Source organism: Streptomyces sp. NPDC059851, assembly GCF_042732005.1.
Classification (GTDB): Bacteria; Actinomycetota; Actinomycetes; order Streptomycetales; family Streptomycetaceae; genus Streptomyces.
This window is the reverse complement of record NZ_JBHWJJ010000158.1, coordinates 1-17,625: the sequence shown is the minus strand read 5'-3', so window position 1 is coordinate 17,625 and position 17,625 is coordinate 1. Positions and strand designations below refer to the sequence as shown.

Genomic DNA, 17,625 nt, shown 5'->3' with positions numbered 1-17,625 from the left:
GGCCGTCCCTGAATCCGCAGGCCGAGCAGACCTGCGAGGACGGGAAAGCACGGTCCACCTTGGCGAAGATGCGGCCGTGCAGGGCTGCCTTGTACGGGACGTGCCGGGGCCGGCGGGGCGGGCCGGCGGGGCGGGCCCCTCACCCCCGCCCCAGGATCACCGTCCCCGACGAGCAGAACCAGCCTCCCGTGCCCGAGGCCAGGGCCACCTCGGGGAGGGTGCCGTCGCGGCGGGTGACCTGCCCCGGGCCGCGTTCGCCACGGAGTTGGCGGACCGCCTCGACCAGCAGGAACAGTCCGCGCATGCCCGGGTGGCAGGCCGAGAGCCCGCCGCCGTCGGTGTTGACCGGCAGCTCGCCGTCCCGCAGCAGGCGGCCCTTCTCCACGAAGGCTCCGCCCTCCCCCTTCGCGCAGAACCCGAGGTCCTCCAGGGCCACGAGGGTCATGTACGTGAAGGCGTCGTACAACTCTGCGACGTCCACGTCCGCGGGTGTGAGCCCCGCCCGCCGGAAGGCCAGTCGGCCCGAGACGGCGGCCGGGGACACCGTGAAGTCCTCCCACTCCGACATGGCCGTGTGGGAGACGGCGGTGCCCGTCCCCAGGACCCAGACCGGCCTCTTGGCGGTGTCCGGCACGCAGTCCTCGGCCGCCAGCAGGACCGCGCAGCCGCCGTCGGAGCGGATGCAGCAGTGCAGCTTGGTGAAGGGGTCGGCGATCACCTCGCCGGACAGGACCTCGTCGACCGTGATCGGGTCGCGGAACATCGCGTCCGGGTTGGTGGCCGCGTTCGCGCGGGCCTGTACGGCGACCGAGGCGAGCTGCTCCAGGGTGGTCCCGTACTGGTGCATGTGGCGGCGGGCCGCCATCGCGTACTTGGCGACGAGCGTGTGCCCGTACGGGACCTCGAACTGCAGCGGCCCGCGCGCGCCGAAGGAGAGGTTCGAGGTGCGGCGCCGGGCCTTGATGTCCGCTCGGGCGGTGGATCCGTAGACCAGCAGGACGGCGCGTGCGTGGCCGGCGGCGATGGCGTCGGCCGCGTGCGCGGCCATGACCTCCCAGGTGGAGCCGCCGACCGAGGTGGAGTCGACCCAGGAGGGCCGCAGGCCCAGGTACTCGGCCACCTCGACCGGGGCGAGCGTACCGAGGCCGGCCGAGGCGAAGCCGTCGATGACGGAGCGGTCCAGGCCGGAGTCGGCCAGGGCGCGCCGGGCGGCCTGGGCGTGCAGGGCGTACGGAGTGGTGCCGTCGACGCGGCCGCAGTCCGAGAGGGCGACGCCGACGACCGCGACCCTGCGGCGCGGTGCGGCGGGAGAGGGCGAGGGGCCGCTCGGAGGCCCAGCCAGAGGTCCAGCCGCAGGGCCGGGCAGAGAACCGGGCAGGGGGCCGGGCGCGGGTCCGGGCAGGGGTCCAGGCATGAGAGGACCGTACAGCTGACTGCGTGTCAGTTCTAGGCCCCGGATCGGGTCGCCGTGACCCGTTGCGCCTCTGGGCATCTGGGGGCGCCCGCCCTAATATGACGCGCCGTCAGATACGGGGAGGAGCCCGATGATGGATGCAGCCTTCACCGCGGAGCAGGACGGGATGCGCCGTACCCTGCGCGAGATCCTGGCCAAGCGCTGCGGCCCCGACGAGGTCAAGGCCGCCGTCCGCACCCCCGACGGGTACGACCGGGAGCTGTGGGGACGGCTGGCGCAGCAGGTCGGCCTGCCCGGCATCGCGGTGGCCGAAGAGTACGCAGGCGTGGGCTGCGCCCCCGGTGACCTGGCGCTGGCCTGCGAGGAGACCGGGCGGGCGCTGCTGCCCTCGCCGCTGTTCGCGACCGCCGCGCTGGCCGTGCCGTTGATCACCGCCCTCGGGAGTGCCGCGCAACGCTCCGCGCTGCTGCCGCAGCTCGCCACCGGCGGACTCACTGCGGCGCTCGCGGTCCCCGGCCCGGCCCTGTCCACGGCCCTCGGACTGACCGCCGACAACGCCCCGGGCGACTGGGCCGGCGGGGGCCGGGCCGGCGGGGTGCAGGCGCGCCGGGCCGAGGGAGGCGGCTGGCGGCTGTACGGGGAGGCCGTCCAGGTGCTCGACGGGCACAGCGCCGGCCTCCTGCTGGTACCCGCGCACACGGGTGGCTTCGCGCGGAGCCGGACCCTGCTCTTCCTGGTGCGGGAGCACGCGCCCGGGCTCGTCCGGGCGAGGCAGACCGCGCTGGACGAGACCCGGCCGCAGGCCCGCGTTCAGCTGCGCGACGTGGAGGCCGACGTGCTGGAGGAGGGGGGCGACGGCGGCTCCGGCGACGGCGTGCTCCGTGCGCTGGCGGCCACCGGGCGCACCGCCGCCGCCGTGCTCGCCGCCGAGGCGGCCGGGGCGGCCGGCCAGGCGCTGGACCGGACGGTGGAGTACGTGCGCACCCGGGAGCAGTTCGGCCGGGCGATCGGTTCGTTCCAGGCGGTCAAGCACCGGCTCGCCGACCTGTACGTACAGGTCCAGGCGGCCCGGTCGGCCGCGTACTACGCGGCATGGAACCCGGGGCAGGGCGGACTCGCCCTCGCCCAGGCGTTGGAGGCCCTGCGGCTGACGGCGGGCGAGGCGATCCAGCTGCACGGCGGCATCGGCTTCACCTGGGAGCACGAAGCCCACCTGTACTTCAAACGGGCGGCGGCCGACGATCTGCTGTTCGGCCCGGTCCACCGCCTGCGGGCGCACGCGGCCCGCGAGGCGGGCCTGTTCACCGCGGATGCAGCCACCGCCTCCGGCGCAGCCACCGCCTCCGGCACCCCCGGCTCCCCCGGCGCCTCCACCACCCCCCTCCACCCCAGCGCGAAGGCGGCCGTCTGATGGCTCTCGGCGTCAAGCTCGTCCAGAAGGTCTCGTCGACCATGCTGTTCGCGAGGATCGCACCCCACGTCATTCCCGCCCTGGACAAGGCGGTGCACCGACTCACGCGCGGCCGGGTCATCCCCAGCGCCCGCATGCTCCCCGGGGTGATCCTCACCGTGAAGGGAGCCAGGACCGGGCAGCCCCGCAGCACGCCGCTCGCCTGCATGCCGGAGGAGTCCGGCGCCGGGTGGATCCTGATCGGCTCCAACTTCGGCCGGCCCGGGCACCCGGCGTGGACCGCGAACCTGCTCAAACATCCTGATGCGCACGTGAGTTGGAAGGGCCAGGACATCGCCGTACGGGCACGGCTGCTGCAGGGCGCGGAGCGCGCCGCGGCATGGCGGGCCGTGCTGGGGTTCTGGCCGCCGTACGCGGCGTACCAGGCGCGCATCGAGCGCGAGATCCGGTTGTTCCGCCTGGAGCGCCGTTGACCGCGGCGGGTCCCCGTCGCAGCAGGACTCGGTAACGGTGGGCCGGGCAACGGCGGGACCCGGTGGGCTCGGGACCCGGTGAGGCCGGGACCCGGTGGGGTCGGGGCCCGGTGGCGGCGGACCGGGAGGGGCGACTCCGTGACCCGGCGGGCCGGCGGTCCGGTGGCCCGCAGGTCCGCCGTTACCTGGTCGGCTTCTTGCCGGTCATGCCCAGGTGCACCAGCAGGGCCAGGTTCGGCCTGAGCTCGGCCTGCTTGACGCCCCAGGTCTGGAAGCCCTTCTGGTGCGAGGCGACCGCGGCCAGCATCGCGACCAGCGAGCCCGCCATCGCCGCCGGGCTGAGGTCCTTGTCGACCTTGCCCTTCGCCTGGAGCTCCTTGATCGACTCCGTAAGGGAGTTGGTGACGGAGTTCAGGATCTTCATGCGGATCTTGTAGAAGCGCTTGTCGCCCTCGGCCGCGCCGAGGTCGACGACGCGCAGGATCGCGTCGTTGCGCCGCCAGAAGTCCAGGAAGCCCTCGACGAGCTCTTCGGCCGCCTGCCAACCGGCCTTGCCGACCCAGCTGCGCCCCTCGACGAGCGAGGTCAACTGCGCGCCCTCGGTCGCCATTTGCTCGGCGATCTCCAGGACGGCGCCCTCGACGTCCGGGAAGTACTGGTAGAAGGTCGCGGGGGAGGTTCCGGCCTTGCGGGCGACGTCGATGACCTTGACGTCGCGGTACGGCGAGGAGCTGAGCATCTCGCCGAGGCAGTCGAGCAGCTTCTGCCGCGTCGCCTGACCGCGTCGGCCGGCAACGCGGCCGTCGACGGTGCGTACTTGTCCTGTCATGCCGTCAGCTTACCGAGGGGTGATGTGGGCGCGATTCGGCCGCCTGCAAATGGGGTTACGTGATACCTGGCCTGGGCAATGGGCGCTCCCGAAGGGTCCGGCGGGCGGCTTCGGGCCGGTTTCCGGCCAGGGGTGCGGTCCGGTCCAGCCGCCCGAGGGGGTGGCCGCTTTCTTCCATTATCCCCCGATTAGTCTTGTCAACAGGCTGTGGACAAGTCTTCGGGCAGATCATGGCCGCAGGGACATCACTGGGAGCTGCACGGGAGCGTACGGAGGGTACACACCCCCGCACAACGGAAGGAAACGGGCCATGGCCGCATTCGCGGAAGGCACGCCCTGCTGGGTGGACGCCTCGCTCCCGGACGTCGAGGCGGGCAAGCGCTTCTACGGCGAGCTCTTCGGGTGGACCTTCAGCGGGAGCGCCGGCGCCGAGTACGGCGGCTACACCCAGGCCTACAGCCGCGGCCGCAACGTCGCCGCCCTCGCCCCGAAGCCCGACGGCCGCATGCCCACCGTCTGGGGGATCTACCTCTACACCAACGACGCCTACGCCTGCGCCGCCCGCATCCGCGCCTCCGGCGGCCAGATGGTGATGGACCCGCAGCCCGTCGGCCCGTACGGCACCGCGGCCCTGGCCGCCGACCCCGGCGGGGCCGTATTCGGCCTGTGGCAGCCCGGCACCCACCACGGCTTCGAGGCCCAGCAGGAGCCGTACACCTACTGCTGGGCGGAGCTCTACACCCGGGCCCGCGACGCCGTCGACGTCTTCTACGCCAACGTCTTCGGCTTCGTCCCCGAGGACCAGGACGACGACGGCTCCGGCGTCGAGTACCGGCTGTGGTCCCCGCCCGGCAGCGCGCCCGGGGCCGAGACGGCCGTCCTGGGGCGCAGCCTCATCACCGACGCCTTCCCGGACGTCATGCCGGCGCACTTCCTCGCGTACTTCGCCGTCCCGGACTGCGACCGGTCCGTCGAGATCGTCAAGCGGCTCGGCGGCCGCGTCACCGCCGACCCCTTCGACACGCCCTACGGGCGGATCGCGGTCGTCGCGGACAACCAGGGCGCGGTCTTCGCGCTGCTCTCGGAGTCCTCCGGGCAGCCCGCCGGCCCGCCCGAACCCGCCTGAAGCCTCTCTTTCCGGGCCCGCCCGGCCCCCCTGACAACCCCCTTCCGGGCCGCCCCGACCGGCCTGGAGCCGCCCCTCCGGGCGGCCCGGACCGCCCTCCCCGGCCCGCTCCGGGCGACGCGTCCGGGCGCGGCCCCGACTGTGACGACACGCCCTGGGCGCGGGCCTGACAGAATCGGGGTTGCGCGACTCCGGGCGGCGCCCGGAATGCAACGCTGCACGGAGGCCGACCACCGTGCCGGCGCGCGTGCAGGTGGAAACGGGCCAGGCCAAGGCCCGTACGGGGAGGTGTGAGGCGAGTGGTGGAGCAGCTGACGCAGCACGACCCGAGACGGATCGGCCCCTTCGAGGTGCTGGGACGGCTCGGCGCCGGCGGCATGGGGCTGGTCTATCTCGCACGGTCGGCGTCCGGACGCCGGGTGGCGATCAAGACCGTGCGGACGGAGCTCGCCGAGGACCAACTGTTCCGGGTGCGCTTCACCCGCGAGGTGGAGGCGGCGCGCGCCGTGTCCGGCTTCTACACCGCGGCCGTGGTCGACGCCGATCCGCGTGCCGCCGTGCCGTGGCTGGCGACCGCGTACGTCCCGGCGCCCTCCCTGGAGGAGATCGTCAACGAGTGCGGGCCGATGCCCGTCCAGGCCGTACGGTGGCTCGCCGCCGGCATCGCCGAGGCGCTGCAGTCCATCCACGGGGCGGGCCTGGTCCACCGCGACCTGAAGCCGTCGAACGTGCTCGTCGTCGAGGACGGCCCGCGCGTGATCGACTTCGGTATCGCGAGCGGCGTCTCCAACACCCGCCTGACCATGACGAACGTCGCCGTCGGCACCCCCGCCTACATGTCGCCCGAGCAGGCGAAGGACTCGCGCAGCGTCAAGGGCGCCAGCGACGTCTTCTCGCTCGGCTCCACCCTCGTCTTCGCCGCGACCGGGCACCCGCCCTACCACGGGGCGAACCCGGTGGAGACCGTGTTCATGCTGTTGCGGGACGAGCCCAACCTGGAGGGGCTGCCCGAGGAGCTGCGCCCGCTCATCGAGTCCTGCATGCAGATGGAGGCCGCGCAGCGCCCCACCCCCGCCGACCTCCAGGCCCAGCTCGCCCCGCACCTCTTCGACGGCGGCGACGACAGCGGGACCGCGTCGGCGTGGCTGCCCGGGCGCGCCGTCGCGCTGATCGAGGCCCGGCGGGCCGGGCAGCGCACGGTGGCCGCACCGGTCTCGGCGCCCGGACGCGGCCCCGGTGGCCCCGGTGGCCCCGGTGGCGGCCCCGGTGGCGGCGCTGTCGGCGGCCAGCGGCAGCCCGCCGACGTGCCCACGCACCGGCACGCGCCCCGCGGGCTCGCCGACCCCAATGTCGACCCGCGGACCGGCCAGCCCATCCCGCAGCGCCCCGCGCACCCGCCCCGACCGACGTCGTCGCCCTCGTCGGCGCCCGGCGCCGTGCCCGCGCCCTCCGGCGAGCCGGTGCGCCTCGGCGGCTCCCCGGTGCCGATCGGGCCCGGGCCGCGCGCGAGCGCGTCGGCGCCCGCCGCCCACGCCGGCTCCGCCGACTCGGCGACCGGCTGGGTCCGCCCGCCGGGCGGCGCCTCCGCGGCCCCCGCCCACTCCGCGACGCCGTCGTCCGCGGCCACGTCCGTGCCGAACCCCGGCCCGGCCCCCGACAGCGGCCGCTGGCGCCCCTGGCGGTTCCGCATGTCGAACGAGGTCTGGGGCACCCCGACCGTCGCCGGCGACCTCCTCTACGTCACCTCCTTCGAGGTGCACGCCCTGGACGTGGCCACCGGCCGCCGCCAGTTCAAGACCCGCGACGTCGCCTGGTCCATGGCCGTCGCCGACGGCCGCATCCACGCCTCCGACGGCCCCTCCCTGTACGCCCTCGACGCCTCCGACGGATCCGAGCGGTGGCGGCTGACCACCGACGCCTGGGTGTACGGCCTGCGCGCCGACCGCGGCACCGTCGTCACCGCCACCCGCGGCGGCGGCGTACAGGCCTGGGAGGCCTCCAGCGGGCAGAAGCTGTGGGAGCTGACCGGGGCGCAGAGCGACTTCGAGACGCCCGAGGCGGCCCCCGTCCTGCACGAGGGGACGGTCTACGTGTGGCAGGACGCGCGGCTGCGTGCCCTGGACGCCCGAAGCGGCCTGGAGGCCTGGTCGTACCCGGTCGGCGACGCGGCCTCCTGCGGCAACGTGCCGGTACGGGTCACCCCGGCCCCCGACGGCAACACCTACATCGCCGCCGGCACCCGTGTCCTGTCCGTGGACCGGGCGTCGGGCCGCGTCCGCTGGCACTTCGAGGCCCCGGCCGTGTTCCTGGCCCCGCCCGCGTTCGCGCCGGGCGCCGCCGTGACCGGCGGCGGCGTGTACCTGGTGGACTACCTGGGCACCGTGTACGCCCTGGACGCGACCACCGGCAAGGACCGCTGGCGCATCGCCACCGAGCCGCGGTCGTCCGCGGACCCGGTGCTGATCGCGGCCGGCAGCATCCACCTGGGCGCGGGTAGCGCCCTGTACACGCTCGACGCGGTCACCGGTACCCCGAAGTGGCGGTTCGCGGCGGGCGGCGAGATCACCGGCTCGCCGGCGGTCGCCGACGGCCGGGTGCACTTCGGCTCGGCCGACCACTGCCTGTACACCCTGGACGCGGCCGGCGGGCAGCTCCGCTGGAAGCTGGCCACCGGCGGGGAGATCACCGGGGCGCCGGTCGCGGAGGGCGGCGTGGTGTACGCGTGCAGCAAGGACCGCTGCGTGTACGCGCTCGACGCGGCCAAGGGAACGGGGACGCGTACGGCCGGATGAGCCGGCGGGCGGCGGGCGGCGGCCGGTGACCGCCGGCCGCGCCGGCGCCGGCGGGACCACGGGGCGGGCGGCGGGGTCCGCCCGGTTCGCGCCCGGTCCGCACGGCCTTCGCGGCGGTTCGCGGCGGTTCGCGCAGGCTTCGCGGGGCGGCACGGGGCCGGGTCACGGCCCCGCCGGGTCGCGCACGGCACCGGGAGTGACAGGATGGACCCCATGAGCAACGTCTACTTCGATATCAACATCAACGGCGAGGCCGCCGGCCGGATCGTCTTCCGCCTCTTCGACGAGGTCGTCCCGAAGACGACGAAGAACTTCCGCGAGCTGGCCACCGGCGAGCACGGCTTCGGCTACGCGGGCTCGCCGTTCCACCGCGTCATCCCGCAGTTCATGCTGCAGGGCGGTGACTTCACCAACCAGAACGGCACCGGCGGCAAGAGCATCTACGGCGAGAAGTTCGCCGACGAGAACTTCCAGCTGAAGCACGACCGCCCGTACCTGCTGTCGATGGCGAACGCCGGCCGCAACACCAACGGCTCGCAGTTCTTCATCACCACGGTCGTCACCCCGTGGCTGGACGGCAAGCACGTCGTCTTCGGCGAGGTCGTCGCGGGCACCGAGGTCGTCGACGCGATCGAGAAGCTGGGCTCGCCGTCCGGCACCACCCGCGCCAAGATCGAGATCGCGGCTTCGGGCGTCGTCGAGGCCTGATCCGAGGGCCGATCCCTTCCGCTCCGGGGGCCGACCCCGATACGGCCGGAGGCCCCGCCCACATACGGGCGGGGCCTTAGCCGTGTCGCTGCGGAGCAGCCGGTCACATCCTGTAGACGCCGCGCCAGGTCCATCCCGCCCCGAGGACGGCTTTGCGCAGGGGATCCTTCATGTCCCGCGTGACGTCCACGTCGAACGATCCGACCTTCTGCCGGCGCCCGTCGGGCCCCTTCTCGTAGGTCCACTCCTTGTTGAACCTGCGCACGGGGCCCCGGCCGTGGGAGCGCTCCACGGTCCGGCCGGGCGCGGGTCCCGCCCGGGTCACCTCCCACTGCTCGTCCATGGCCCGCACCTCACGGTCCTCGGCGAGCAGCCTCATGGAGATCCTGACGGTCCGCTCGACCTGCCGCCGGTTCAGCCCCGTACCCCAGGCCGGCTCCAGGAACTTCCACTCCGCCATCAGGTCGACCCCGCCGCCGGCCTCGCGCACGCCGAACGGCACGCCGGTGCCGTTGAGGGCGAGGAGCGCGGCCCGCAGCTCCTGGGCGGGTACCGCTTCGGCACCGCTGTCGGCGTGCTGGGTGCCCATCCACTTGTCCCAGAGGCGACCCACCGTCAGGCCCCCGCCGCGACGTCGGGGCCCACGCTCCGCAGGAATTCCTGGAAGTCCCCGCGGACGCCGTCCTCCTGGGCCGCGGTGACGGTCAGGATCAGCCGGATCACCACGCGCTCGTGCGGGTCCGTCACGTCCTGCATGGACAGGTAGACCTGGGACTGGACGAGTTCCCGAGGGACGCCGCCCACGACGGCGGAGAACGTCAGCCGCTGCCCGAGGCCGGGCGCGTCCTCGGAGCCGAACTCGCGGCGGCCGGCCACGGTCACCGGCCCGGCGACCCCGCGCAGCCGCTCCACCGACGCCTCGGCCATGTCGGCGAGGGTTTCCCCGCCCGTCCAGAAGTCGCCGTCGATGGTGATGTTGGCGGTGAACCCCGCATCCGGCTCGGGATGCAGTGCGACGAACGCCACGCCCGGAGCGCCGACCTCGTCCGGAGGGGCCGGCCGCCAGCCCTCCGGCAGGCTGAACTCGATCGGAATCGGCAGTTCTGTGGGCATTTACTCAGGCCTTCCTTCCCTGGCGGAGCACGTCAGTCGAACAGGCCGACGACGCCGTCCTTGATGTCGCCGGCGGTGTCGCCCACCCAGTCGGCCGCGTCGCCGGCGGCCTTGCTCATCTTGTCGGTGTCCACGGTGAACTCGCCGCCCACGGCGCCGCCGATCCCGAGGGCGACACCCGCCTTGCCGCCGATGTGCCACTTGCCGTCCTCGCCCTTGCCGAAGGTCACCTTGGCCTCAGCGCCCGCGCCGGCCCATCCCTCGGCCGTGGCGCCGGCTCCGAGTCCGGCGACCTCCCCGCCCCCGGCGACGCTGGCCTTCCCGCCGGCGAAAGCCTTCGCGCCGGCGCTGACGCCGTCCCACCGGGCCGAGCCGCTGACCGCGGCCTCTCCGCCGCCGAACCCCTCGAAGCGGCCGTAGGCCCCGCCCCAGTGGCTGTAGTCGCCGCGTCCCTCGACCAGGGCCCTGACGCCCGCGGAGGTCTCGGCCTTGCCCACGAGGCCGTCGTGGGTCAGGCCGTAGTTCGCGCTGGCCCTGGCCCCGAGGGTGATGTCGTCGATGCCCGAGAGCGTCAGGTCCCCGTTCTGGTACTTGCCCTCCGCGGTCATCTTGAAGAGGTCCGCGTACGCCTTGGCCGAGCCTTCCTTGCCGTACTTCTGGCCGCTGACCTGGACCCCCGCGTCGGGGCCGGTGATCTTGAGGCCGCCTTCGGCCTTCGGCCCGTTCTTCGCCGCCTCGGCCTCCTTGGCCGCCTGCTCCTGTGCGGCCGTCACGTCCTTCAGGGCCTGGTTCAGGTCGCCCGTGGCGCCTGCGTTGAACCCGCTGAGGGACATGTCGGCGCCCTTGCCGAGGCCGTCCTTGTTGCTGTCGATGACGGCGGTCTCCAGGACCGACTTGATGTTCTGGTCGAGTTCGGTGACGGCCTTCACCCGGTCGTCGATGTGCTTCTGCCACTTGCCGACGGCCTCGGTGACCGCCTTCTGGCCGTCGGGGTCGTGGTGGTAGGCGCTGCGCTCGCCCGGGGTGAGCTTGGAGTAGTCGAAGGCGACGCGCCCCTCCGCGGAGACGGTCATGCCGGCGGCTATCGCGTCTTCCCGGGCGCTTTCGAGCTTCTTCTTCAGGTCGGTGAACTTCTCCTGGGCGTCGCGCAGCAGGCTCGCGATCGCCTTCGCCTGGACCTGGGCCGCCGCGTACTCGTAGCGGGTGGCCGCGAAGCCCTTCTGGGCGCTCACGGAGCTGAAGCCGGCCCAGTTCTCGGTCATGGTGATCTTCTGGACGGTGTTGCCGTAGCGGGTCTCGACCTTCTTCAGCTCGCCCGCCATGGTCTCCCACTTTCCGGCTGCCGTCCCGAGCAGGCCGAAGTTCGTGGTCATGACCTCGTGGTAGTTCAGTGCCACAGCTCGGCTCCCCCTACAGGCCGTTCAGCTTCGACTTCGTCGCGAGGAAGTCGTTGCCCAGTCCGACGTCGTTGCGTGCGAAGAGGCCCGAGGCCCCGCGCAGGGCGTTCTTCTCCGCTTCGAGGCGGGCGATCAGGTTCTTCACCTGCTGGTCCCAGGTCTCCGCCACCTTCTTCAGGCCGGCGGCCGTCTCCCAGCCGTCGAAGCCCTTCTGGGCGGCGCCGGTCGAGTCGTCCGCGTGGGTCGAGGCCTTCTGCGTGTTCGGTTGGAGCTCGGTCTCGATCGTGTTCGCGGCCGCCTTCTTCTCGGCCGGTGTGGAGGCGAAGTCCTGCCCGCCCGGCGCCTGCAGCAGCGGTGGCGGTGTGAGGCTCGGGGACTGCAGCAGTGGTGGCGGCGGTGCGCTGGCGCCGGGGGCCAGCGGCCCCTCGCCGTTCAGCCGCATGCTCACCTGCTGGTCCGGACCGAGTTCATTTGACATGTCTGCGCTCCCCGTCGGCTGGCGCCGATCATATGCACGGCAACTGCGAACCGGCCAAGCGGTCCTGCCCGCCGGGCGCGTGCGCGAATGCGCGCCCGGCGGGGCGCCGGAGCCGGACGGGACGGGACCACGGAGGGACGAACGACATGGCAGATACGGGACGAGCTGCGGGTTCCCGCCGGTCCGTCGGCATGCGGGCACTGGCTGCCGCTGCCGCGCTGATGGCGGTGACGAGCCTGTCCACGGGGTGTTCGAGCGGCAAAGAACTCGCTTACCAGCCACGGCGGATGGATCCCGATCCGGCGCGCGAGAAGTCGCGGGAGACCGCGCAGCGGCTGCTGGGGCTGACCGGCGTCAAGGGCACCGTGAGCGACACCGGGGTGGACGTGTCGCGGTGTGCGGAGTACGGCAAGGACCTGTTCTCCACCTCCCACCCGTGGACGGTGTCCGGTCTCACCGATGCGGACGTGGACGCGGGCCTGGCCCACCTCCGCACGGCGCTGCCGGAGCACGGATGGAAGGTCGACGGGGGAGGGGCGCAGGGCCCGCAGGTCCGAGCCGCGCACCGGGCCGACGGCTACGACTTGACGGTCACGGGCGCCAAAAGCGCGGGGCAGGGCAAGGCCGCGCTCACCTTCTCGGTCGTCTCCGCCTGCTACCGCGCCACCTCGCAGAAGTCCCTCGACGGCCCGTTCTGACGCCCGCTCACCGCACCTGCGGCTCCGGCGCGGTTCGCCGGCCCGCGAACAGGGCCGCCTGCCGCTCGGGCGGCAGGTTGCCCAGCGCGATGAGCGCCGGAGCCTGTGCCAGGGCCTGCTGCAGGGCCGCCTGCTTCGCCGACCACAGGGCCCGGACGGTGCCCTGAACGGCCTCCGTGGGGAAGCCGGCCAGCGTCCGCGCCGCCCGCAGGGCCGCCTCGGGCAGCTCCGCGGGCGCGGCCAGCTCCGAAACCAGCCCGATCTCGTACGCCCGCCGGGCCGAGAGCCGCTCCGCCGTGCCCATCAGGGACATGCGGGCGGCTTCGCCGAACGGCATCCGCTGGGCCATGTACACGGCCTCGTAGGCGCTGACCATCCCGTACGAGGTGTGGGGGTCGAAGAAGGTCGCCGTGTCGGAGGCGATGATGAACTCGGCCTCGCCGAGCAGGTAGAACGCCCCTCCGCAGGCCATGCCGTTGACGGCGGCGACCACCGGCTTCCACAGGTCGGCCGCCTTCGGGCCGATCGCCGCCAGCGGGTCGTCGGCCGAGTACGGGGAACCCGGCTGCGGGACGGACGCGGCCCGGTCGATGCCGGTGCAGAACGCGGCCCGGCCCGCCCCCGTCAGCACCACCGCCCGGACCCCGTCGTCGTACCGGAACTCCCGCCACACCGCCGTCAGTGCGGCGGCGGTCTCCAGGTCGATCGCGTTGTGCCGGCGCTCCCGGTCCAGGGTGACGACCGCGACCCCGTCGGTCCCGCCCCGCTCCACCCGCAGCGTCATGCCTTCTCCAGCACCCAGCGCGGCACGGTGATCCCGCCCGCGTCGGCGAACACCGCCTGGACGCGCGCACCGATGCGCAGCCGCGCCGGGTCCACCGAGTTCAGCGGGGCGTCGGCCGAGGTGACGAGGTTCCCGGCGAGCCGGATGTGCGGGGCGTCGGCGAGCTCCACGAGGACGACGTTGTACGGGGCCTGCGCCGCGTAGGCGGGCAGCAGCGGCGGGTGCGGCCGGACGTACGACCAGATGCGGCCCCGGCCGCTCGTGGGGCGCCACTCGGAGGCGAAGGACTGGCAGTGCGGGCAGCAGGGGCGGGGAGGGAAGCGGAGCCTGCCGCAGGCGGTGCAGGCCTGGACGCGGAGTTCGCCGCGGGCGGCGTACTCCCAGAAGGGGGCGCCGTCGGCGTCCGGGACGGGCGGGAGCAGCTCTTCGGGGGCCGCGCTCACGGTGGTACCTCGTCTCCTCGGTCGTCGCGGGATGGTTCAGGCGCGCAGCAGGAGCGCGGACGTCGGGACGCCCTCGCCCGCCGTCACCAGGCAGGTCGCGGCGCCGGGCACCTGGGCGGTCGAGGTGCCGCGCAGCTGCTTGACGCCCTCGGTGATCAGGTTGAAGCCGTGCACGTAGGCCTCGGACAGGCCGCCGCCGCCGGTGTTGATCGGGAGCCGGCCGCCGGTCTCCAGGGCCCCGCCCTCGGTGTAGGCGGCGCCCTCGCCGCGCGCACAGAAGCCGTAGCCCTCCAGGGACAGCAGGATCAGCGGGGTGAACGCGTCGTAGATCTGGGCGACGTCGACGTCCTGGGGGCCGAAGTCGGCGTGCTTCCACAGGTGCCGGGCGGCGGTCCAGGCGGGCCCGGTGAGCGGGTCGTCGTTCCAGTAGTTGACCATGCCGTGGTGCTGGGCGGGCAGGCCCTGGGCGACGGAGTGCACGTAGACGGGGCGCTGCCGGCAGTCCCGGGCGCGCTCGGCGGAGACGATGACGCAGGCCAGGGCGCCGTCGGTCTCCAGGCAGTTGTCGAACAGGCAGAGCGGTTCGCTGATCATGCGGGAGGTCATGTACATCTCGCGGGTCAGCGGCCGGTCGTACATGATCGCGGCCGGGTTCTCGTTGGCCCGGTTCCGGCAGGCCATGGCCACGTTGAAGAGGTGGTCGCGGGTGGCTCCGTGGTCGTGCATGTAGCGGCGGGCCAGCATGGCGATCTCGTCGGCGGGCCGGAGCAGGCCGAACGGGCGCGTCCACTGGCCGGGGGTGGGCAGCTGTACGGCGGTGTTGGTCCAGGGGCGGGGGCCGGAGCCGCGTTTGCGGGAGCGCCAGGCGACCCCGACGGTGGCCTGGCCGGTGGCGACGGCGGCGGCCAGGTGGCCGACGGTGGCGCAGGAGCCACCGCCTCCGTAGCCGACCTTCGAGAAGAAGGTGACGTCGCCGGCGCCCACGGCCTTGGCGACCTCGACCTCGTCGGTCTCCTCCATGGTGTACGAGGCGAAGGCGTCGACTTCGGCGGGGGCGATGCCGGCGTCCCCGAGGGCGGCGAGGACCGCCCGGCAGGCGAGCTCCTTCTCGGACTCGGCCAGGTGTCTGGCGAAGGGCGTCTGGCCGATTCCGACGATCGCCGTCGCGTCCTTGAGTGTTGCCGCCATCCGCCACCTCCGGGGGCCGCGCCAGTGCTGACAGCCGCGAAGGCTACAGCTAATCTGACGGATAGTCAGCTAGTGGGTCGTGGGGAGGCGGACGATGGGCGAAGGCGTACGCGGAACCGGGCACGGACCGGGTGCCGGTTCCATGCGTTCCATACGGGGGGCAGCACGGGCACCGGGTCGTGCGACCGCGGGCGAGGACGTACGGGGCGACCTGCGCTGGGGCAGCATCGCCGGGCTGGTGCGAGCCGCCGCCACCCACCACGCCGACCGCGAGGCCGTCGTCGACGGCCGCACCCGACTGAGCTACGCGCAGCTCGGCGAGCGCATCGAACGGGCCGCGGCCGCCACCCTCGCCGCCGGGATCGAGCCGGGCGACCGGGTCGCCGTATGGGCGCCCAACACCACCGACTGGATCGTCTGCGCCCTCGGCGCCGTCTCCGCGGGCGCCGTCCTCGTCCCCCTCAACACGCGCTTCAAGGGCACGGAAGCGGCGTACGTCCTCCAGCGCAGCCGGGCCCGGCTGCTGTTCGTCACCGGCACCTTCCTCGGCACCTCCTACGTGGCCTCCCTGCGCCGGGCCGCCGCCCAGGGCCCCGCCGGGGGCCGCGGCCCGCTCCCCGGCCTGCCGCACCTCGAACAGGTCGTCGTCCTCGCCGATGACGCCCCCGAGGACTTCCGCACCTGGAAGGACTTCCTGGCCGGCGGCGACGCCGTACCCGCCGGGGCCGTCCACCGGCGTGCAGAATCCATCCGCCCGGAAGACCCCTCCGACATCATCTTCACCTCGGGCACCACCGGCAGACCCAAGGGCGCCGTCATCACCCACGCCCAGTCCCTGCGCTGCTACGAGGTGTGGAGCGAACTCGCCGGACTGCGCGAGGGCGACCGCTACCTGATCGTGAACCCCTTCTTCCACACCTTCGGCTACAAGGCCGGCATCCTCGCCTGTCTGATGCGCGGCGCCACGATGGTCCCCCAACCCGTCTTCAACGCGGACACCGCCCTCGCCAACATCGCCGCCGAGAAGATCTCCGTGCTTCCCGGCCCACCCACCCTCCACCAGTCCCTCCTCGACCACCCCCACCGCGACCACCACGACCTGTCCACCCTCCGCCTGGTCGTCACCGGCGCCGCCGTGGTCCCGCTGAGGCTCGTCGAGCGGCTCCGCGACGAACTCCGCATCGACACCGTCCTCACCGCCTACGGGCTCTCCGAGGCCGGCGGCATCGTCTCCATGTGCCGCCGCGGCGACCCGGCCGAGGTCATTGCCACCACCTCCGGGCGGGCCGTCCCCGGCACCGAGATCCGCATCACGGACGGCGACGGCCGGGCCCTGCCCGCGGGCGAGGCGGGCGAGGTGCGGGTACGCGGCCACCACGTCATGCAGGGGTACTTCGAGGACCCGGACGAGACGGCCCGCACCATCACCCCCGACGGCTGGCTGCGCACCGGCGACGTCGGAGTCCTCGACGGTGAGGGCAACCTGCGCATCACCGACCGGATCAAGGACATGTTCATCGTCGGCGGCTTCAACGCCTACCCCGCCGAGATCGAACAACTCCTCGGCCTGCACCCGGACATCGCCGACGTCGCGGTCGTCGGCATCCCCGACCCACGGCTCGGCGAGGTCGGCAAAGCGTACGCGGTGCGCCGCCCCGGCTCCACGCTCACCGCCGACGACCTGATCGCCTGGTCCCGGCGGGAGATGGCCAACTACAAGGTCCCGCGTGCCGTGCAGTTCGTCGCCGAGCTCCCGCGCAACGCGAGCGGCAAGGTCCTCAAACGGGAACTGCGTGACCGCTGAGACGTCCACCCGCCGCCGGGTCGCCGCCGGGTCGCCGCCGGGTCGCCGGGCCGCCGGTCCTTCCGGTTTGACGGGTTCGACCGGTGCTACCGGACGTCCTTGCGGGCGAGGACGAGCCGCCAGCGCGGACTGCCGTCCGGGAGGCGGCCGAAGGGCTCCAGCGGCACGGTCTCCACCGTGAACCCGGCCGCCCGCAGGTCCGCGCGGACCCCGCCCCACGGGAACGTCCGGTAGTACATGACGAACGGCGGCCGCCACACCGCGTTGCGGAGCCGCATCACCGCGTCGAAGCCCGCCACCGCCCACCACAGCGGGGAGGTCGACGGGATCGGCGCCCCGATCGGGAACGCGAACACGCCGCCCGGGCGCAGCGCGCGGTGGACCCCGCCGAAGAGGGCGGGCCGTTCGGCCGGCAGGAAGTGCCCGAACGCCCCGAAGCTGACCGCCAGGTCGTACGTGTCCGCGAGCCCGGGCGGCAGCGCCCGGGCATCGGCGCGCAGCAGTTCCACCCGGTCACCGCCGTACAGCCGCTCCGCCTCGGCCAGCATGCCCGCGCTCAGGTCGACGCCGGTCACCCGGTCCCGGCACAACCGGCGCAGCATGCCGAGACCCGCGCCCGTGCCGCAGCAGACGTCCAGGCCGGAGCCGAAGGAGCCCCCGTGCTGGGCGAGCGCTTCCTCGACGGCGTCGAGCATGCGGTCCGGGGTGCGGAACGGCGTGTGGTCGAACTTCGGCGCGAGCAGGTCGTAACCGCGCTCGACCGACGAGAGGGCTTGTACGGCGAGCTCGCGAAGGCTCGGTCCCTGGGAGGTGAACACGGTTCCAGCGTCTCAGATCAGGCGAGCGGAGTCCGGCTCAAGGGCCGGGACCGGTTCGGTCGACCCGGGTCGGGAGGGAAGCGTGAGCGCGGGGCGACCGGGTCCGGCCCCTGCGCGCACGCACGCGGCGGCCGCGGTGGCTCCCCCTC

The 17,625-nt window shown here is 73.6% G+C and carries 17 protein-coding genes; 7 read left to right on the top strand and 10 right to left on the bottom strand.

The genetic code is table 11. From position 1 onward, the window contains the following. Positions 1 to 139: 139 nt before the first annotated feature. Positions 140 to 1,414 (bottom strand): acetyl-CoA acetyltransferase, encoded by a 1,275-nt coding sequence (locus ACFV7Q_RS33960; protein ID WP_385434589.1) that lies wholly within the window; start codon positions 1,412 to 1,414, stop codon positions 140 to 142. A 133-nt stretch (positions 1,415 to 1,547) separates the two neighbouring features. Between ACFV7Q_RS33960 and ACFV7Q_RS33955 the strand changes: the two genes are divergently transcribed. Together ACFV7Q_RS33955 and ACFV7Q_RS33950 are read left to right on the top strand one after the other, a co-directional pair. Then, a complete protein-coding gene (locus ACFV7Q_RS33955) occupies positions 1,548 to 2,825 on the top strand; it encodes an acyl-CoA dehydrogenase family protein (protein WP_385434591.1) in 1,278 nt (425 codons plus the stop codon). Beyond that, positions 2,825 to 3,298 carry a nitroreductase family deazaflavin-dependent oxidoreductase gene (locus ACFV7Q_RS33950; protein WP_385434586.1) on the top strand — a complete coding sequence of 158 codons (474 nt, stop codon included), beginning with the start codon at positions 2,825 to 2,827 and terminating at the stop codon, positions 3,296 to 3,298. Before ACFV7Q_RS33955 ends, ACFV7Q_RS33950 begins: the two co-directional genes overlap by 1 nt. A 181-nt stretch (positions 3,299 to 3,479) precedes the next feature. Here ACFV7Q_RS33950 and ACFV7Q_RS33945 read toward each other — a convergent pair whose 3' ends face one another. After that, on the bottom strand, positions 3,480 to 4,127 hold the full coding sequence (locus ACFV7Q_RS33945; RefSeq protein WP_385434584.1) for a TetR family transcriptional regulator: 648 nt from the start codon (positions 4,125 to 4,127) through the stop codon (positions 3,480 to 3,482). 310 nt (positions 4,128 to 4,437) lie between these two features. Here ACFV7Q_RS33945 and ACFV7Q_RS33940 point away from each other — a divergent pair, with 310 nt between their 5' ends. The 3 genes from ACFV7Q_RS33940 to ACFV7Q_RS33930 all read left to right on the top strand — a co-directional run bounded on the left by ACFV7Q_RS33940 (position 4,438) and on the right by ACFV7Q_RS33930 (position 8,753). Next, on the top strand, positions 4,438 to 5,253 hold the full coding sequence (locus tag ACFV7Q_RS33940) for a VOC family protein (protein WP_385434582.1): 816 nt from the start codon (positions 4,438 to 4,440) through the stop codon (positions 5,251 to 5,253). Positions 5,254 to 5,552: 299 nt separating this feature from the next. Continuing rightward, positions 5,553 to 8,045, top strand: a complete 2,493-nt coding sequence (locus ACFV7Q_RS33935; RefSeq protein ID WP_385434580.1) for a PQQ-binding-like beta-propeller repeat protein — start codon at positions 5,553 to 5,555, stop codon at positions 8,043 to 8,045. 213 nt (positions 8,046 to 8,258) lie between these two features. Beyond that, positions 8,259 to 8,753 carry a peptidylprolyl isomerase gene (locus ACFV7Q_RS33930; protein WP_385434578.1) on the top strand — a complete coding sequence of 165 codons (495 nt, stop codon included), beginning with the start codon at positions 8,259 to 8,261 and terminating at the stop codon, positions 8,751 to 8,753. A gap of 103 nt (positions 8,754 to 8,856) precedes the next feature. On the opposite strand, the gene ACFV7Q_RS33925 is transcribed toward ACFV7Q_RS33930, so the two are convergent. The 4 genes from ACFV7Q_RS33925 to ACFV7Q_RS33910 are packed head-to-tail and all read right to left on the bottom strand — an operon-like array spanning position 8,857 to position 11,741. Then, positions 8,857 to 9,342 (bottom strand): hypothetical protein, encoded by a 486-nt coding sequence (locus tag ACFV7Q_RS33925; RefSeq protein ID WP_385434576.1) that lies wholly within the window; start codon positions 9,340 to 9,342, stop codon positions 8,857 to 8,859. Between the two features lie 26 nt (positions 9,343 to 9,368). Next, entirely contained in the window at positions 9,369 to 9,866 is a 498-nt protein-coding gene (locus ACFV7Q_RS33920) for a hypothetical protein (RefSeq protein ID WP_385434574.1), read from the bottom strand. Positions 9,867 to 9,898: 32 nt separating this feature from the next. After that, the gene (locus ACFV7Q_RS33915; protein ID WP_385434572.1) at positions 9,899 to 11,263 is read right to left on the bottom strand and encodes a hypothetical protein; all 1,365 of its coding nucleotides are present in this window, start codon (positions 11,261 to 11,263) and stop codon (positions 9,899 to 9,901) included. Positions 11,264 to 11,276: 13 nt separating this feature from the next. Continuing rightward, positions 11,277 to 11,741, bottom strand: a complete 465-nt coding sequence (locus ACFV7Q_RS33910) for a hypothetical protein (protein WP_385434570.1) — start codon at positions 11,739 to 11,741, stop codon at positions 11,277 to 11,279. Positions 11,742 to 11,887: 146 nt separating this feature from the next. On the opposite strand from ACFV7Q_RS33910, the gene ACFV7Q_RS33905 reads away from it, so the two are divergent. Further along, positions 11,888 to 12,439, top strand: coding sequence for a hypothetical protein (locus ACFV7Q_RS33905; RefSeq protein WP_385434568.1), 552 nt, complete (start codon positions 11,888 to 11,890; stop codon positions 12,437 to 12,439). 7 nt (positions 12,440 to 12,446) lie between these two features. Here ACFV7Q_RS33905 and ACFV7Q_RS33900 read toward each other — a convergent pair whose 3' ends face one another. The 3 genes from ACFV7Q_RS33900 to ACFV7Q_RS33890 are packed head-to-tail and all read right to left on the bottom strand — an operon-like array spanning position 12,447 to position 14,854. Continuing rightward, positions 12,447 to 13,223 (bottom strand): enoyl-CoA hydratase/isomerase family protein, encoded by a 777-nt coding sequence (locus ACFV7Q_RS33900; protein ID WP_385434566.1) that lies wholly within the window; start codon positions 13,221 to 13,223, stop codon positions 12,447 to 12,449. Further along, a complete protein-coding gene (locus tag ACFV7Q_RS33895; RefSeq protein WP_385434564.1) occupies positions 13,220 to 13,666 on the bottom strand; it encodes a Zn-ribbon domain-containing OB-fold protein in 447 nt (148 codons plus the stop codon). The genes ACFV7Q_RS33900 and ACFV7Q_RS33895 overlap by 4 nt, the downstream gene beginning before the upstream one ends. Positions 13,667 to 13,702: 36 nt before the next feature. Continuing rightward, complete coding sequence (locus ACFV7Q_RS33890; protein WP_385434562.1) at positions 13,703 to 14,854, bottom strand: lipid-transfer protein; 1,152 nt, start codon at positions 14,852 to 14,854, stop codon at positions 13,703 to 13,705. Between the two features lie 142 nt (positions 14,855 to 14,996). Between ACFV7Q_RS33890 and ACFV7Q_RS33885 the strand changes: the two genes are divergently transcribed. Then, complete coding sequence (locus ACFV7Q_RS33885; RefSeq protein ID WP_385434559.1) at positions 14,997 to 16,658, top strand: FadD3 family acyl-CoA ligase; 1,662 nt, start codon at positions 14,997 to 14,999, stop codon at positions 16,656 to 16,658. An 86-nt stretch (positions 16,659 to 16,744) separates the two neighbouring features. Here ACFV7Q_RS33885 and ACFV7Q_RS33880 read toward each other — a convergent pair whose 3' ends face one another. Then, positions 16,745 to 17,476, bottom strand: a complete 732-nt coding sequence (locus tag ACFV7Q_RS33880) for a class I SAM-dependent methyltransferase (protein WP_385434557.1) — start codon at positions 17,474 to 17,476, stop codon at positions 16,745 to 16,747. Positions 17,477 to 17,625: the final 149 nt, after the last annotated feature.

Coding starts and splice junctions, on each gene's coding strand:
- ACFV7Q_RS33945 (WP_385434584.1), bottom strand. CDS start 4,127: ATGACAGGACAAGTACGCACCGTCGACGGCCGCGTTGCCGGCCGACGC.
- ACFV7Q_RS33910 (WP_385434570.1), bottom strand. CDS start 11,741: ATGTCAAATGAACTCGGTCCGGACCAGCAGGTGAGCATGCGGCTGAAC.
- ACFV7Q_RS33960 (WP_385434589.1), bottom strand. CDS start 1,414: ATGCCTGGACCCCTGCCCGGACCCGCGCCCGGCCCCCTGCCCGGTTCT.
- ACFV7Q_RS33955 (WP_385434591.1), top strand. CDS start 1,548: ATGGATGCAGCCTTCACCGCGGAGCAGGACGGGATGCGCCGTACCCTG.
- ACFV7Q_RS33925 (WP_385434576.1), bottom strand. CDS start 9,342: ATGGGCACCCAGCACGCCGACAGCGGTGCCGAAGCGGTACCCGCCCAG.
- ACFV7Q_RS33930 (WP_385434578.1), top strand. CDS start 8,259: ATGAGCAACGTCTACTTCGATATCAACATCAACGGCGAGGCCGCCGGC.
- ACFV7Q_RS33920 (WP_385434574.1), bottom strand. CDS start 9,866: ATGCCCACAGAACTGCCGATTCCGATCGAGTTCAGCCTGCCGGAGGGC.
- ACFV7Q_RS33890 (WP_385434562.1), bottom strand. CDS start 14,854: ATGGCGGCAACACTCAAGGACGCGACGGCGATCGTCGGAATCGGCCAG.
- ACFV7Q_RS33950 (WP_385434586.1), top strand. CDS start 2,825: ATGGCTCTCGGCGTCAAGCTCGTCCAGAAGGTCTCGTCGACCATGCTG.
- ACFV7Q_RS33885 (WP_385434559.1), top strand. CDS start 14,997: ATGCGTTCCATACGGGGGGCAGCACGGGCACCGGGTCGTGCGACCGCG.
- ACFV7Q_RS33905 (WP_385434568.1), top strand. CDS start 11,888: ATGGCAGATACGGGACGAGCTGCGGGTTCCCGCCGGTCCGTCGGCATG.
- ACFV7Q_RS33900 (WP_385434566.1), bottom strand. CDS start 13,223: ATGACGCTGCGGGTGGAGCGGGGCGGGACCGACGGGGTCGCGGTCGTC.
- ACFV7Q_RS33940 (WP_385434582.1), top strand. CDS start 4,438: ATGGCCGCATTCGCGGAAGGCACGCCCTGCTGGGTGGACGCCTCGCTC.